Origin of the sequence: Pseudomonas sp. 21, assembly GCF_000955805.1 — a bacterium.
Taxonomy (GTDB): Bacteria; Pseudomonadota; Gammaproteobacteria; order Pseudomonadales; family Pseudomonadaceae; genus Pseudomonas.
The window spans coordinates 95,595-111,741 of sequence record NZ_JYOA01000013.1 but is presented as its reverse complement, the minus strand read 5'-3'; the positions used below and the strand labels follow the sequence as shown (position 1 = coordinate 111,741).

12 protein-coding genes are annotated in these 16,147 nt (G+C 67.1%); 9 read left to right on the top strand and 3 right to left on the bottom strand.

The window, feature by feature from the left end:
• Positions 1–211: 211 nt before the first annotated feature.
• Entirely contained in the window at positions 212–1,105 is an 894-nt protein-coding gene (locus UB43_RS26875) for a LysR family transcriptional regulator (protein ID WP_045217542.1), read from the bottom strand.
• A gap of 123 nt (positions 1,106–1,228) precedes the next feature.
• On the opposite strand from UB43_RS26875, the gene UB43_RS26870 reads away from it, so the two are divergent.
• The 4 genes from UB43_RS26870 (at position 1,229) to UB43_RS26855 (ending at position 5,717) form a co-directional block, all read left to right on the top strand.
• Positions 1,229–1,924 (top strand): CoA transferase subunit A, encoded by a 696-nt coding sequence (locus UB43_RS26870; RefSeq protein WP_045217540.1) that lies wholly within the window; start codon positions 1,229–1,231, stop codon positions 1,922–1,924.
• Positions 1,925–2,077: 153 nt separating this feature from the next.
• A complete protein-coding gene (locus tag UB43_RS26865; RefSeq protein WP_045217538.1) occupies positions 2,078–2,734 on the top strand; it encodes a CoA transferase subunit B in 657 nt (218 codons plus the stop codon).
• Positions 2,735–2,843: 109 nt separating this feature from the next.
• A complete protein-coding gene (locus tag UB43_RS26860) occupies positions 2,844–4,025 on the top strand; it encodes an acetyl-CoA C-acetyltransferase (RefSeq protein ID WP_045217536.1) in 1,182 nt (393 codons plus the stop codon).
• 252 nt (positions 4,026–4,277) lie between these two features.
• Entirely contained in the window at positions 4,278–5,717 is a 1,440-nt protein-coding gene (locus tag UB43_RS26855; protein ID WP_045217534.1) for a short-chain fatty acid transporter, read from the top strand.
• 70 nt (positions 5,718–5,787) lie between these two features.
• On the opposite strand, the gene UB43_RS26850 is transcribed toward UB43_RS26855, so the two are convergent.
• On the bottom strand, positions 5,788–6,708 hold the full coding sequence (locus UB43_RS26850; RefSeq protein ID WP_052969616.1) for a LysR family transcriptional regulator: 921 nt from the start codon (positions 6,706–6,708) through the stop codon (positions 5,788–5,790).
• Positions 6,709–6,727: 19 nt separating this feature from the next.
• On the bottom strand, positions 6,728–7,255 hold the full coding sequence (locus tag UB43_RS26845; protein ID WP_045217532.1) for a cysteine hydrolase family protein: 528 nt from the start codon (positions 7,253–7,255) through the stop codon (positions 6,728–6,730).
• A 165-nt stretch (positions 7,256–7,420) separates the two neighbouring features.
• Between UB43_RS26845 and pqqF the strand changes: the two genes are divergently transcribed.
• The 5 genes from pqqF to nahK all read left to right on the top strand — a co-directional run bounded on the left by pqqF (position 7,421) and on the right by nahK (position 15,640).
• Positions 7,421–9,712 carry a pyrroloquinoline quinone biosynthesis protein PqqF gene (gene pqqF / locus UB43_RS29295; protein WP_177329824.1) on the top strand — a complete coding sequence of 764 codons (2,292 nt, stop codon included), beginning with the start codon at positions 7,421–7,423 and terminating at the stop codon, positions 9,710–9,712.
• 287 nt (positions 9,713–9,999) lie between these two features.
• Positions 10,000–11,187, top strand: a complete 1,188-nt coding sequence (locus UB43_RS26835) for a porin (protein WP_045217527.1) — start codon at positions 10,000–10,002, stop codon at positions 11,185–11,187.
• Positions 11,188–11,271: 84 nt separating this feature from the next.
• The gene (locus tag UB43_RS26830; RefSeq protein ID WP_045217525.1) at positions 11,272–11,664 is read left to right on the top strand and encodes a hypothetical protein; all 393 of its coding nucleotides are present in this window, start codon (positions 11,272–11,274) and stop codon (positions 11,662–11,664) included.
• A gap of 261 nt (positions 11,665–11,925) precedes the next feature.
• Positions 11,926–13,083 carry a nitric oxide-sensing protein NosP gene (gene nosP / locus UB43_RS26825; RefSeq protein WP_045217523.1) on the top strand — a complete coding sequence of 386 codons (1,158 nt, stop codon included), beginning with the start codon at positions 11,926–11,928 and terminating at the stop codon, positions 13,081–13,083.
• Positions 13,013–15,640: a hybrid sensor histidine kinase/response regulator NahK/ErcS' gene (gene nahK, locus UB43_RS26820; protein WP_082085921.1), complete on the top strand. Its 2,628-nt coding sequence runs from the start codon at positions 13,013–13,015 to the stop codon at positions 15,638–15,640. The genes nosP and nahK overlap by 71 nt, the downstream gene beginning before the upstream one ends.
• Positions 15,641–16,147: the final 507 nt, after the last annotated feature.

Genomic DNA, 16,147 nt, shown 5'->3' with positions numbered 1-16,147 from the left:
TGCCCGCCCAATCCGTCCCGTTCACCAGCACATCACTCTGCGCCTGCGCGGCGCGGACCTTGCGGGTGGTAGCTCGGGAGATCAGTTTGCAGATGGGGGGAGAGGCTTGAAATCGTTCAACCCGGGAGTCGAAGTGTAGGAGCGCGCCGTGCGCGCGATCGCGGGCATGGCCCGCTCCTACAGGTGTGCGCGGCAAGCCGGCATGACCGCATCACGGTTGCTCCATGCCCGCCCAATCCGTCCCCTTCACCAGCACATCGCTCAGCGCCTGCGCGGCGCTGGAGAGCTTGTGCTCCGCCAGGCAGAACAGCCCGACGCGGCGCTCGATGCGTGGTTGGTCGAGCGCCACGCAGCGCGCCCCCAGTTCCTCCATCTGCTGCCGGCACAGGCGCGGCACGGCGCTGACGCCCAGCCCTTCGGCCACCATCCGCCCCACGGTCACCAACTGATGGCTTTCGAACGCCACCGGCAGTCGCCCCTGCAGCTGGTCTTCCAGCAGCAAACGCACGGCGGACGGGCGCTGAAGGGTGATGAAGTGATCTTCCAGAAGCTGGTCCCAGGTGATGGTCGACTCACCCGCCAGCGGCGAATCGGCCGGCAGCACGGCGACGAAGCGGTCGGTGTAGAAGGGCGTGAAGGACAGCCCGTCCAGGCTGTCCGGCTCCAGGGCGATGCCCAGTTCCACGCGGCGGTTGCGGACCATCTCCAGCACCTGCTCGTTGATCACGTCGTGCACCGCCACGTTCACCCGCGGGTGACGGTCGCGGAATGCGCGCAATACGGCGGGCAGCAGGTTGCCGGCGAAGGAGGGCATGGCGGCGATGGAGACCTTGCCCAGTTGCAGGGTGAAGTGCTGATGCATCACTTCCTCCGCGTTGTCCCAGTCCGCCAGCAGGCTGCGGGCCAGCGGCAGCAGGGTCTCGCCCTCGGGAGTCAGCGCCACGCTGCGGGTGGTGCGCACCAGCAGCTGGCCGCCCAGGGATTCTTCCAGGCTCTTGATCGCCAGGCTCAGCGCCGGTTGCGACAGGTGCAGGCGCTCGCAGGCCTGGGCGAAGCTCAGGCTCTGGGCGACGGCGAGGAAGGCGCGCAGTTGCTTCACGGTCATTTATAAAAATGCCAAATCAATCGATTGGAAAAACAAACTTAACAAATCAGTCTGTGCCGGTGAAGCTGCATTCGCTCTCTGACCACTGAGTCGGACATTCCAAATACAAGAGGCAGCAGCAACATGGCAGGACTCGACAAGCGTGTAGGCAGTTACGAGGAAGCCCTCGCCGGGCTCACCGACGACATGACGGTACTGGCGGGCGGCTTCGGTATCTGCGGCATCCCGGAAAACCTCATCGCGCAGATTCGCAAGCTGGGCGTGAAGGGCCTGACCGTGGTTTCCAACAACTGCGGCATCGACGGCTTCGGCCTCGGCGTGCTGCTGGAGGACCGGCAGATCCGCAAGATGATCGCGTCCTACGTTGGCGAGAACGCGCTGTTCGAGCAGCAGCTGCTGTCCGGTGAGCTGGAGGTCGAACTGACCCCGCAAGGCACCCTGGCGGAAAAACTCCGCGCCGGCGGCGCCGGCATCCCGGCCTTCTTCACCGCCACCGGCTACGGCACCCCGGTCGCCGATGGCAAGGAAGTGCGCGAATTCGATGGCCGCCATTACGTAATGGAACGCGCCATCACCGGTGACTTCGCCATCGTCAAGGGCTGGAAGGCCGACCACTACGGCAACGTCATCTACCGCCACACCGCGCAGAACTTCAATCCCATCGTCGCCACCGCAGGCCGCATCACCGTCGTCGAAGTGGAAGAGATCGTCGAACCGGGCGAGCTGGACCCCACCCAGATCCACACCCCCGGCATCTACGTCGACCGCATCATCCAGGGCTCCTTCGAAAAGCGCATCGAAAAGCGCACGACTCGCTAAGGATCGGCTGCGCGTCGGCCTGGCGGCGTTGGATTTGAAACGAGGCCTGCTCATTTAGGGCATCTGAACTCCGCGTCCTCGTTTCAAATCCGCCTAGCCAGTCGCTAGCTCGCTCGATCTTCAACCGCATTGAACAAGAGAAGAGATTCAGCCATGGCACTTACCCGCGAACAGATGGCTCAGCGCGTGGCGCGCGAGCTGCAGGACGGCTTCTACGTGAACCTGGGCATCGGCATCCCGACCCTGGTCGCCAACTACGTGCCCGAGGGCATGGAAGTGATGCTGCAATCGGAAAACGGCCTGCTCGGCATGGGCGCGTTCCCCACCGAAGACAGCGTCGACGCCGACATGATCAACGCCGGCAAGCAGACCGTGACCGCCGTGAAGGGCGCATCGATCTTCAACTCTGCCGAATCCTTCGCGATGATCCGTGGCGGCCACGTCGACCTCACCGTGCTCGGTGCCTTCGAGGTGGACGTGCAGGGCAACATCGCCTCCTGGATGATCCCCGGCAAGCTGGTGAAAGGCATGGGCGGCGCCATGGACCTGGTGGCCGGTGCCGACAACATCATCGTCACCATGACCCACGCTTCGAAGGACGGTGAATCCAAGCTGCTGGACAAGTGCTCGCTGCCGCTGACCGGCGCCGGCTGCATCCGCAAGGTCCTCACCGACCTGGCCTACCTGGAGATCGAGAACGGCGCCTTCATCCTGCGCGAGACCGCGCCGGGTGTGAGCGTTGCCGAGATCGCCGAGAAGACCGCCGGCCGCCTGATCGTGCCGGACGATGTGAAGGAAATGACCTTCTGATCTGCTTTTCGTAGGAGCGAGCTTGCTCGCGAACCGGCCTGTACACGAAGCAAGAGCGTTCGCGAGCAAGCTCGCTCCTACAGCAATGGCCAGCTTTGGAGTGAAACCCATGCAAGACGTAGTAATCGTTGCCGCCACCCGCACCGCCATCGGCGCCTTCCAGGGCAGCCTGGCGAACATTCCCGCCCATGAACTGGGCAGCCTGGTCATCCGCTCGCTGCTCGAACGCAGCGGCGTGAAGCCGGAGCAGATCGACGAAGTCATCCTCGGCCAGGTACTCACCGCCGGCGCCGGGCAGAACCCCGCGCGCCAGGCGTCCATCGGCGCCGGTCTTCCGGTTGAAGTACCCGCGATGACCATCAACAAGCTCTGCGGCTCGGGCCTGAAGGCGCTGTTCCTCGGCGTCCAGGCGATCCGCTGCGGCGACGCCGACGCCATCATCGCCGGCGGCCAGGAAAGCATGAGCCTCGCACCCTATGTGCTGCCCAAGGCCCGTACCGGCCTGCGCATGGGCCACGCAGAGCTGCAGGACACCCTGCTGCGCGACGGCCTGATCGACGCCTTCAACGACTACCACATGGGCATCACCGCCGAGAACCTGGCGGAGAAGTTCGGTATCAGCCGCGAGGCGCAGGACGCGTTCGCCGCGCAGTCCCAGCTGAAAGCTGCCTCGGCCATCGAAGCCGGCCGCTTCAAGGACGAGATCACCCCGGTGCTGATTCCCCAGCGCAAGGGTGAGCCGCTGTCCTTCGACACCGATGAGCAGCCGCGCGCGGGCACCACCGCCGAATCCCTGGGCAAGCTCAAGCCTGCCTTCAAGAAGGACGGCACCGTCACCGCCGGCAACGCCTCTACCCTCAACGATGGCGCCGCCGCCGTTCTGCTGATGAGCGCCGAGCGCGCACGCAGCCTGAACCTCCCGGTTCTGGCACGCATCCAAGCCTATGCGAGCAGTGGCGTCGACCCGTCGATCATGGGCATCGCCCCGGTAACCGCGACCCGCAGCTGCCTGGAAAAGGCCGGCTGGAGCCTCGACGATGTCGAGCTGATCGAGGCCAACGAAGCCTTCGCCGCGCAGGCGCTGTCGGTCGGCAAGGAACTGGGCTGGAACGCCGGGAAGGTCAACGTCAACGGCGGCGCTGTCGCCCTTGGCCACCCGATCGGCGCCTCGGGCGCCCGTGTGCTGGTGACCCTGCTCCACGAAATGCTCCGCCGCGATGCGAAGAAGGGTCTGGCGACCCTGTGCATCGGCGGCGGCCAGGGTGTCGCCATGGCCCTCGCTCGGGACTGACGAGCGCGCGACCAACGACCCATTGGCGAGCGCCGGGTTGCATGTACCCATGCAGCGCCGGCAGGCGGGATGGTAGGTGGGCACACCGACAGACGCACATCCTGCCGCGGTTTTCGGCGTCCCCCGGCGCCGGCAAACCCTTGCGTCACCGCTCGGCCCCACGCAGGCCGGGCGGTTTTTCATTCCAGGACGGGAATTGCCACAAGCCCCGTTCGACGATGAACCATTACAAGAACAACGAGGTAGACCGTTATGACTTCCCACGTGCACACCCCCGGCACTGCCGTGCAGGACAGCCGCTCGGCGCGCTTCGCCATGGCCTGTTCCAACTGGGCCGAGCGCTGGTTCCCCGACTCCTGGGTCTTCGCCGCGCTCGCGGTGCTGATCGTCAGCGTTGCCGCGCTGGCCATCGGCGCGCCGGCCACGGAGACCGCCAAGGCCTTCGGCGACGGCTTCTGGAGCCTGATTCCCTTCACCATGCAGATGGCCTTCGTGGTCATCGGTGGCTATGTCGTAGCCAGCTCCGGCCCGGCCTCCAGGCTCATCGACCTGTTCGCGCGCGTACCGAAGAACGGCCGCTCGGCGGTCGCCTGGGTCGCGCTGATCTCCATGCTCGCCTCGCTGCTCAACTGGGGCCTGTCCCTGGTGTTCGGCGGCCTGCTGGTGCGGGCGCTGGCGCGTCGCGAAGACCTGAAGATGGACTACCGCGCCGCCGGCGCTGCCGCCTACCTGGGCCTGGGCGCCGTATGGGCGCTGGGGCTGTCGTCATCCGCCGCGCAACTGCAGGCCAACCCGGCCAGCCTGCCGCCGTCGATCCTGGCGATCACCGGTGTCATCCCGTTCACCGAGACCATCTTCCTCTGGCAGTCCGGCGTCATGCTGCTGGCCCTGGTGCTGGTATCGCTGGTGATCGCCTACATGACCGCACCCGGCGCCGCCAGCGCCCGTGACGCTAAGGCGTGCGGCGTGGACGTCAGCTTCACCCCGCCGAGTGCGCCGAAGGCGACCCGCCCGGGTGAGTGGCTGGAGCACAGCCCGCTGCTGATCCTGATGCTGGTGGCGCTGGCCGCTGGCTGGCTGGTCCACGAGTTCAGCACCAAGCCGGCGATCACCGCGATCTCCGGGCTGAATACCTACAACCTGCTGTTCCTCATGGTGGGCGCGCTGCTGCACTGGCGCCCGCGCAACTTCCTCGATGCCGTGGCCCGCGCCGTGCCGACCACCACCGGGGTGCTGATCCAGTTCCCGCTGTACGGCTCCATCGCGGCGATCCTGACCACCGTGAAGGGCGGCGACGGCTCCACCATCGCCCACCACATCTCCACCTTCTTCGTGCAGATCGCCTCCCACGACACCTATGCGCTGCTGATGGGCGTGTACTCGGCGGTGCTGGGCTTCTTCATCCCGTCCGGCGGCGGCAAGTGGATCATCGAGGCGCCCTACGTGATGCAGGTGGCCAACGAGCTGCAGTACCACCTGGGCTGGGCGGTGCAGATCTACAACGCCGCGGAGGCGCTGCCGAACCTGATCAACCCGTTCTACATGCTGCCGCTGCTCGGCGTACTGGGTCTGAAGGCCCGCGACTTGATCGGCTTCAGCTTCGTCCAGCTGCTGGTGCACATCCCGCTGGTGCTGTTCCTGCTCTGGGCACTGGGCACCACCCTGCAGTACCTGCCGCCGGTCCAGCCGTAACCACGCAGTCGGCCCCGACGGCAAAAAGCCCGGATGTCTCGCGACATCCGGGCTTTTTCTTCGGCACGGGCTAGCCCCGGCTGACTTCCACTGCGCCGAGGGCTCGTCCGTCGAGGTCTGCGCCGCTGAGTGGCGTGGCGTCCTGGTCGAACACTTCGCGCAGCCAGTCGCTGACCGCCTGGAAGCGACCGATGCGGCCGGCGTCGCGGTGAGCGAGCAGCCAGATTTCCCGCACGACCACCGCGCCGGAGAGGCGCACCAGACCTTCGCGCTCGCCGAGGAAGCAGGGTAGCAACGCCATGCCCAGACCGCTTTCGCAGGCATGGATCAGCGTGGTCACACTGCTCGCGCGCAGGGCGAAACTGGCATCGGGAACGAAGCGGCGCAGCCAGCACATCTCCGGGGTGTCATCCAGGTCTTCGCCGTAGCCCAGCCAGGGCTGCTGCGGCCATTGCTCGGCTGGCACCTGGGCGAAGGGCGTGGCGGCGTAGATGGCGAAGCCGATGTCGGCGACCTTGCGCATCACCAGTGCCGCGTCTTCCGCCGGGCGCGCCAGGCGCAGGGCGAAGTCGGCCTCGCGCCGGGTGAACGACAGCGCGCGGTTCGCCGGGATCAGCTGCAGTTGCAGGTTGGGGTAGGTGCGCGCCAGTTGCGGCATGTGCTGCACCAGCCAGTGGCTGAAGAGGAAGTCCACCGCCGTGATGCGCACCGAGCCGTTGATGGCGCTGGCTTCGTTGCGGGTTTCCAGCAGCATGCTCTGCACGTCACCGAGGATGCGCTCGGCATAGCCGAGGAAGGCCGTACCGGCATCGGTGGCCTTGTAGCCGGCATTGTCGCGAATGAACAGGCGCGTCTGCAGCGCACTTTCCGCCGCCACCAGGCGCCGGCTCATGGTCGAGGGGTCGACGCCCAGCGCGCGGCCGGCGGCGCTCATGCTGCCGTGGCGGGCGAGGGCGAGAAGGATCGGGATGTCGTTCCAGTCGAAGTTCACGGCGATTGCCTCGCGAGCGTCAGAAGTGCACGTCGGCGGCCGGAACCACCTTGGCGCGCGGGCCGAAACTGCTGATGCTGCCCAGTACCGCGTTGTGGTGCGCGCTGATCTGCGCGGCGCTGAGCACGGCGTTGTCGACGGTGGAGTGGGCATCGCCCACCAGTGTCACGCCGTAGCCCTGGGCCAGGGCGCGACGGGTGGTGGTGTCGACGCAGTAGTCGCTCTGCAGCCCGCAGATTACCAGGTGGTCTACGCCGCGGGTCTGCAGCAGCTCGGCCAGGTCGGTGCGCAGGAAGGAGTCCGGGGTGGTCTTGCGCACCTTCAGGTCGGCGTGATCGGTGAGCAGACGCGTTTCCAGCTGCCAGCCGGCGCTGCCATACTGCAGGTCATCGTCCTCGTGCTGCACCAGCACCACCGGCACGCCGGCCTCACGCGCCGCGCGACTCAGGTCATTGATGCGCTGCAGCACATTGTCGATGTCGAAACAGGCGTAGTCGCCGGTACACAGGTCGGACTGGACGTCGATGATCAGCAGGGCGGTGCTCATGGCGAGCGTATTCCTTTCAAGAGAATGGCAAAGGTCGAGTGGAGCCAGGAATGGTAGCCGGCCTGCTGGCGTGGGCCAATGCCGGCAAGCGTTTGCTGCCAAAGCCGTATTTCCCTTTGCCGTGCCTTCGGCGATGGTGGCGACCCTGAACCGGACCGGATGCCGATGAACAGCCTTCCCGCCAAGACCCTGACCCTCGCCAACGGCCTGCGCGCCACCGTCATCCAGGTTCCCGGCGCCAGCCGCGCCGCCGCGCTGTTGCGGCTCGCCCGTGGCAGCCACGACGAGCCGGAAACCTTCCCCGGCCTCGCCCATTTCATCGAGCACCTGCTGTTCCTCTGCGGCGAACGCTTCGTCGAGGGCGAGCGGCTGATGCCCTGGGTGCAGGCCCGCGGCGGGCGTCTCAATGCCAGTACCCGCGCGCGGCAGACCGATTACTTCTTCGAGGTGCCCGCCGACGATCTGGGTGACGGACTGGCGCGGCTGGTGGACATGCTGGCGCGGCCGCTGCTGGATGAGTCCGTGCAGGTCGCCGAACGCGAAGTGCTGGAAGCCGAATTCCTCGCCCGCGGCCGCGATCCCGACACCCTGATCGACGCCGCGCTGGCGCTGGCGGTGGCGCCGGGGCACCCGCTGGGGCGCTTCGTGGCGGGGCGCCGCGACAGTCTCAAGGTGGAAAGCGCCGAGTTCCAGAAGGCGCTGCGTGACTTCATCCGTTCCTGCCAGGTCGGCGGTGCGCTGGAGCTCTGGCTGCAGGGGCCGCAAACACTGGAGGAACTGGCGGCATTGGCCGAGCGCGAAGCCGCTGTGTTCCCCTCCGGCGCGCTGGCCGATTGCACCAGCGACGAGTCCCTCCTGCCGTTGGCGGGGCAGGAGCTGAAGCTGCGCATGCCCGGTGCGCCGCGACTGGTCCTGGGCTTCGCCCTGGATGGCATGGCAGGCGAGGGCGGTGCGTCGCTGGAGCAGTTGCAGGGCTGGCTGGCCGACGAGGCGCCCGGATCGCTGCTGGCCTGCCTGGGGCAGAACGGACTGGCCGACAGTGCCCGCGCGCGCCTGAGCCGTTTCGCCAGCGGTCAGGCGTTGCTGCGGTTCGATTTCGAACTCGCCGAAGCCGCCACCGCCGATCTCGTGGAATCGGCCTTCTTCTCCTGGCTGGAAGCGCTGCGCAAATTGCCGGCCGATATCCTGGCCGCCGCTCCTGTCGATGAGCCCGTCGGCGCCCTGGAACAGCTGCAACGCCGCGCGGGAAGCGCCAATCCATCGGCATGGCTCGGCCAGCTGGTAGCACCGCGCATGATCCGCCTGATCGCCTGCGAGGCGGTGATCGGCGAGTCGCTGACCTCGGCCGGCTTCATCCTCGATGTCGCCCGTAGTCCGCAGCGCAACATCGAACCGCTGCGGGGCGAGGCGTGGTCCTTCGCGCCGACGCAGGCCGCCACGCAAGCCGAGCCCGCCGCCCTTTACCTGCGCTGGCGCTTTCCTCAGACACCAGGCCGGCAGGCATTCCTTTGCGCCCGGCAAGCGCTGCGGCCGTTGGCTGGCGCAGCGCGGCACGAGGGCGCCAGCCTGCGCCTGGAGGCCATGGAAAGTGACTGGACGCTGATGCTGTCGGGGGCAAGGAACCACCTTGCCGAGCTGGCCGAGTGCGCGATCCACGCGCTTCAGCATCCCGCAGCGGCTTTGCTGGGGCAGGGCGCGCGCCTGCACGCTGCCGAACGCCGGCGCCGCGAAGGGGAAATGCCGATCCGCCAGTTGCTCGATCTGCTGCCGCAGATGCTGGCCGGTGACAGCGATGCATCTCCGGACTGGTCCGCCGCCCATTGGGACGACCTGACCCGTGGCATCGAGCTGCCGGACACCTTGGCCGGCTACTCGACCACCAGCGCGTTGCCGCCGCGCAGTGGCCCGGCCGGCCGGCATCGCCAGGTGCTGGAACTGCCGGGCGAGGCGGCGCTGTTGCTGTTCTGCCCGCTGGCGTCCCGCTCGGCGGCGGACGAAGCCGCGTGGCGCCTGCTGGCCCGCGTGCTGGAGCCGGCCTTCTTCCACTGGCTGCGCGGCGAGCGGCAACTGGCCTATGCGCTGTACTGCGGTTTTCGCCAGGTAGGCATGCGCCGTGGCATCCTCTTCGCCGTGCAGTCGCCGTTGCTGTCGGCGGTGGAGTTGCAGGCCGAGGTCGACAGCTTCCTCTACCGCCAGGGCGAAGCCCTGCTGCGGATCGACCCGCAACGGGTCGACGCCCTGCGTGCCCCGCTGGCCGCCGAGCTGGCGCGCGCGCCGGGCGACTTCGCCGAGCGCCTGCACCAGGCCTGGAACGACCAGTTGGCCGGCGTCGGGCCGTCGCACCGCGAGGCCATGGTCCAGTCCCTGGACAACCTCTGCGCCACCGAACTGCGCGCCGCGCATTCAGCGCTCAGCTCCGCCCAGGGCGGTCACTGGCTGCTGCTCAGCCACGCCTGACGTCGTACTTTTGACCCCGGGTGCCGTCCGCAAGGCGGTGCCACGGCCGACTTTTGCCTTACGTCCGGTGTGCTGGCCCAAGGTATCTGCCCGGCGGTCGCGACTCCCCGCGACCATCGCTGCGCGCCCGAGGTAGCGGTAGTCGCAGAGCCTTGCGCAGCGCTCCCGCAAGACCCCTGCAAGGCCCGTGGAACCAGCGCGAAAGCAGCGTATGGCAAGGCCCCGGGCGTTTCGATAATCGCCTCCGACACGACTGAGCCGCAGTCGATCCCCCCTCGGAGAGCGCCATGAACAAGAACAAGATCGCCGTCCGCCGCCAGCTGCTGCCGCTGGCTTTCGCCACCCTTGCCGGGCCGGCTTGCGCCGATATCACGCTGTACGACAAGGACGACACCACCTTTTCCACCGATGGCTACTTCAATGCCTTCTATGTGAACAGCGACGTCGACCGTAACGGCGAGACCTACGACCGCCGCCAGTCGCGGGTGAAGATGGGCTTCCTGCCGAACTACATCGGCTTCAACTTCGGCAAGAAGATCGACGGCCTGACCCTCACCGGGCGCTCCTCGTTCTGGGTGACCATCAACGACAGCGAGCAGGACGGCACCGACACCGCCATCGACGTCCGCCAGTTCTACGGCAATGTCGCCGGCGACTGGGGCGAGGTGCTGATCGGCAAGGACTTCGGCCTGTTCTCGCGCTCGAACATCTTCCTCGACGAACTGCTCGCCGGCTTCGGCAACGCCAGCGATACCCTCGGCCTGGTGGACGGCAAGGGCGTGTCCTTCGGCAACATCGGCACCGGCTACCCGTACCCGTTCCCGACCTCGCAGATCACCTACCGCAACAACAACCTGGTGGATGGCCTGCACATCGCCGTCGGCATCATGGACCCGATCGACACCAACCAGATCGACAAGGACGCCAGCGACGGCCTCGACGACAAGGCCTACCAGGACAACCCGCGCTACGAGAGCGAGATCAGCTACCAGTTCGACGTCGGCGGGGCGAAGATCTACAGCTGGGTCAACGGCGCCTACCAGACCTCGAAGAACACCAACGACGAAGTCGACAGCGTGACCTCCAAGGGCCTGGGCTACGGCCTGCAGGCGAAGATGGGTGGCTTCTCGCTGACCGGCTCGGGCTTCACCGCCAAGGGCATCAACCCGTTCTTCACCAACAACGCCGGTGAAGCCGCGCTGCGCGAGGTGGACAGCCGCGGGGTACTGCTGCAGGGCTCGTACAGCTGGGGCAAGAACCGCGTGGCGCTGTCCACCGGCGAGACCCGCGACGACGGCAACGGCCTGGGCAGCGCGGCGGACTACTCGACCAAGGGCATCGCCTACTTCCGCACCATCAACGACAACCTGAAGCTGGTGGCCGAGTACAACGTCTACGAGATCGATGGCCGCAAGGGCTCCACCGTCAGCGAGGACACCGACACCTTCGCGGTGGGCGCCGTCCTCAACTGGTAACTGCGCAAACTCCTTTGGCTCCATTTCGGCGGGTCGGCACAGCGTGTCGCCCGCCTTTTTTCTTCACCTCAAGGAAGGCTCGTCATGATCGGATCGTGGAGCGCGCACGCGCAGACTTACCTGCTGGTTCTGTCCATCGCCACCACCCTGGTATTCGCCTTGCCCATCTTCCTGGTGCCGCTGCTGTGGGCGCGGGTGATGCAGTGGCAGTTGCCGGAACACACGGATCTTGCGGTGTATTTCGGGCGCTGCCTGGGGGCATTCATCCTCATCGTCGAAGCCCTGATGCTGCGCGCGGCGCTGACCGGCGAGGCGCTGGCGACCACCTTCGAGGTGCTGGCGGCGGTGGCGGGGTTCATGGTGGTGGTACACCTCTACGGCGCGTTGCGGCGTATCCAGCCGTGGACGGAGACGCTGGAGACGGGGTTCTACGCCGGGATGCTGGTACTGACGTTGCTGTTCTGGCCGGTGGGCTGATGCCGGACGCCGAAGCCAACCTGTAGGAGCGGGCCATGCCCGCGAACGGCCGGCAGGGCCGGCGTTTCATGCCGTTCGGTACATGACGGGAAACGCCGGCATCAACCTGTAGGAGCGCCCCACGGGCGCGATCGCGGGCATGGCCCGCTCCTACAAATATCCCGCTACTTTCGGATAGACCCGCCGCGACCCAAGTAGCATGGGGCGCGCCCCGGCCGCTTCGTAGAATGCCAACGTCGATATCCTGACTGGGCGTACGCCATGCACGAAACACAAGGAGTCGTTCGCGGCATGTCCGATGCCCGCGACGTCGAGGCGGTCGCCCAGGACCTGGCGCGCCAGCTGATCCACCCCAACCTCGGCTTCGTGCTGTTCTTCTGCTCCGCCGAATACGACCTGCCGGCGCTGGCCGCCGCGCTGGAGCAGTACTTCGGCGGCATCGACCTGGCAGGTTGCACCACCGCCGGCGAGATCACCCCGCAGGGCTATGGCCGTGGCTGCGTCACCGCCGTGGGCTTCGACCTGCGCAGCTTCGCCATCTCCTGCGCACTGGTGGACGAGATGGAACGCTTCAGCCTGATCGACGCGCAGCAGATGGTCGAGTCGCTGGTGGCGGACTGCCGCAGTGCCGGGCTGGCGCCGATCAAGGACCACAGCTTCGCCCTGACCCTGCTCGACGGTCTGTCCAGCCGCGAGGAAGTGGTGCTTGCCGCACTGAGCGCGGCGCTCGGGGCCATTCCGCATTTCGGCGGCTCGGCCGGCGACGACAACCACCTGACCCACACCCACGTCTACTACCAGGGCCAGTTCCACACTGGCGCGGCGGTGGTGGTGCTGTTCAACACCTGGCTGGACTTCGAGGTGTTCACCACCCACCACGTGCTGCCCAGCGAGGAGAAACTGGTGGTCACCCGCGCCGACAGCGACAGCCGCCGCGTGCTGGAGCTCAACGCCGAACCGGCCGCCCTGGAGTTCGCCCGTCTGGTCGGCGTGCCGCTGGAGCAGCTGGATTTCTCGCTGTTCCCGGCACACCCGCTGGCGGTGCGGGTGCGCGAGCAGTACTACGTGCGCTCGATCCAGCAGGTCAACGACGACCTCAGCCTGACCTTCTACTGCGCGGTGGAGAACGGCATCGTCCTCACCGCCATGAGCACCGGCCCGTTGCTGCCGGGGCTGCAGGCGCAGTTCCAGCGCCTGCATGAACGCCTCGGGCCACCGCTGCTGACCATCGGCTGCGACTGCTTCCTGCGGCGCCTGGAGCTGGAGGTGGCCGGCGATACCGAACCCACCGCCGAGTTTCTCCGCAGCCAGCAGGTGATCGGCTTCAACACCTACGGGGAACAATTCAATGGCATGCATATCAACCAGACCTTCACCGGTGTCGCCATTGGCCGTCCTCGGGGCACCGCCGGAGGCTGAGCTGCGCGCGCGCATCGATGAGCTGCAGCGCGACAACCACAAGCTGCAGCGGATCAATGCGGCGCTGATCGAGCGGGTCGAATCGGCCACCTCGCGGGGCGACAACGCCTACGGCGCCTTCCAGCATTCGGTGGTGCTGGCCGAGCAGGTGCGCGAACGCACCGATGCGCTGAGCGAGGCGATGGTCGAGCTCAAATCCAGCAACCAGTTGCTCAGCGATGCCCGCCTGCGCGCCGAGACCGCGCACCAGTACCTGCTGGACGCCATCGAGAGCATCTCCGATGCCTTCGTGCTGTTCGACCCGCAGCAGCGCATCGTCCTGTACAACGAGCGCTTCCGTGCGTTCTGGGCGCAGACCCGCGCCCGTGTCGGCGCTGGAACGCGGCTTGCCGAAGTGCGCCGGCTGGCGCAGAGCAGCGGGCTGATCGTCGAGGAACAGCGCAGCAGCGATGACGAGCACACCCTCTATCGGCTGCGTAACGACCGCTGGGTGCGCGTCACCGAGCGGCCGACCCGCGACGGCGGGCTGGTGGTGCTCTACAGCGACATCACCGAGATCAAGCAGAACGAGATGGCCCGCCGCGAGCAGGCGGTGGCGCAGAAGTCGCACCTGCTGCAGCGCGCCGTGGACAACCTGTCCCAGGGCGTCGCCATGGTCGGCGCCGACGGCGCGCTGGAGCTGTGGAACCGGCGCTTCCTGGAGCTTTGCGGGCTGGCGCCGATCGAGGCGCACCGGCCCTTCGCCGAGGTCATGGCCGACAGCGAACTGCCGCTGCTGACCCCGCGCAGCCGCCCGCGCAAGGGCGAGGCGGAAGGGGTGATCGAGCAACGCCTGTTCGACGGGCGCATGCTGGAAATCCGCACCCACGCGTTGCCCACCGGCGGCTTCGTCAACACCTTCACCGACATCACCGAGCGCTACCGGCATGCCGAGGCGCTGCGCGAAAGCGAGCGCTGGATCCGCCTGATCACCGACCAGGTGCCGGCGCTGATCGCCTACCTGACTGCCGACCTCGACTACGACTTCACCAACAAGGTCTACGAGGAGTGGTACCGCTGGCCCAGCGGCTCGATGCTCGGGCGCAACCTGCGCGAGGTGCACAGCGCCGAACACTGCCAGCGCCTGGAACCGTACTTCGAGCGCGCGCTGTCGGGCGAAAGTGTCACCTTCGAGATCGCCGAGACCAACCTGGCCGGGCAGGAGCGCTACATGCAGCGCTCCTACGTGCCCAACCGCCAGGCCGACGGTACGGTGAGCGGGCTGTTCGTGCTGATCCGCGATATCACCGAGCGCCGCCGCACCGCCGAGGCGCTGCACCAGGCGTACCAGAACCTCGAACAGCGGGTGCGCGAACGCACCGCCGAGCTGACCAGCCTCAACGACCAGCTCAAGCGCGAGATCGACGAGCGCAGCCAGGTGGAAGGGCGCCTGCGCGAGGCCAAGCGCGAGGCGGAGCAGGCCAACCTGTCGAAGACCAAGTTCCTTGCCGCCGTCAGCCACGACCTGCTGCAGCCGCTGAACGCCGCGCGGCTGTTCACCAGTGCCCTGCAGGAGCGCAGCGGCGAGGCACTGGTGCGCAACATCAGCCAGTCGCTGGAGGACGTCGAAACCCTGCTCGGCACCCTGGTGGACATCTCCAAGCTGGATGCTGGGGTGATCAAGCCGGACATCGCCTCGTTCGACGTCAGCGAACTGCTCGGCAACCTCGCCGCCGAATACCGCCAGGTAGCGGCCAGCGAAGGCCTGGCGCTGGACTTCGTACCCTGCGGAGCCCAGGTGCGCAGCGATATCCAGCTGCTGGCGCGGATCCTGCGCAACCTGCTGACCAACGCCATCCGCTACACGCCGTCCGGAAGGGTACTGCTGGGCTGCCGGCGACGCCGGCACAGCCTGTGGATCGAGGTCTGGGACACCGGCGTGGGCATCGCCGCCGACAAGCTCGGCGAGATATTCCAGGAGTTCAAGCGCGGCGATGTGCAGCGCCTGCACCAGGACCGCGGACTGGGCCTGGGCCTGGCCATCGTCGAGAAGATTGCACGCATGCTCGGCCATCGCATCCAGGTGGAGTCCGAACCCGGCAAGGGCTCGCGCTTCGCCATCGAAGTCCCGCTGGCGCGCCGTGTGGCCCGCAGCGCGCCGGAACCAGAGCGTACCGCCGATGATCTGCTGGAGCGCCTGCGCGGTTCCCGCGTGTGGGTGCTGGATAACGACGCCTCGATCTGCGCCGGCATGCGCACGCTGCTGGAAACCTGGGGCTGCCAGGTGGTGACGGCGCTGTCGGAGGAAGACCTGGCGCGGCAGGTGGACAACTTCCACGCCGAATCGGACCTGCTGATCGTCGATTACCACCTGGACGATGGGCTGAACGGCGTCGATGCAGTGGCCTCGATCAACGCCCGGCGCGGCACGCCGCTGCCAGCGCTGATGATCACCGCCAACTACAGCAACGAGCTGAAGCTGCAGGTCCGCGAGCTGGGGCACACCCTGATGCACAAGCCCGTGCGGCCGATGAAGCTGAAGACCGCGCTGTGCCATCTGATCGATAGCGCTCGTTAGCGGCTCCGGCCCCGCGTTGATCGCGGCAGACTGCGGCATCTCTCCTGTAGGAGCGAGCTTGCTCGCGAACCGCCCAACGCGGAAACATCGTTCGCGAGCAAGCTCGCTCCCACGAAAAGCTCTCGTTCAGGTCGATAGCGCTCGTTAGCGGCTCCGGCCCCGCGTTGGTCGAAGCAGATTGCGGCATCTCTCCTGAAGGAGCGGGCCATGCCCGCGANNGCGCGCATGGCGCGCTCCTACCGGGATACTCCGTCGCTGGATGGACCTGTAGGAGCGAGCTTGCGCGCGAACCGCCCAACGCGGAAACATCGTTCGCGAGCAAGCTCGCTCCTACGAAAAGCTCTCATTCAGGTCGATAGCGTTCGTTAGCGGCTCCGGCCCCGCGTTGGTCGAAGCAGATTGCGGCGTCTCTCCTGTAGGAGCGGGCCNNNCCCGCGATCGCGCGCATGGCGTGCTCCTACCGGGATACTCCGTCGCTGGATGGACCTGTAGGAGCGAGCTTGCTCG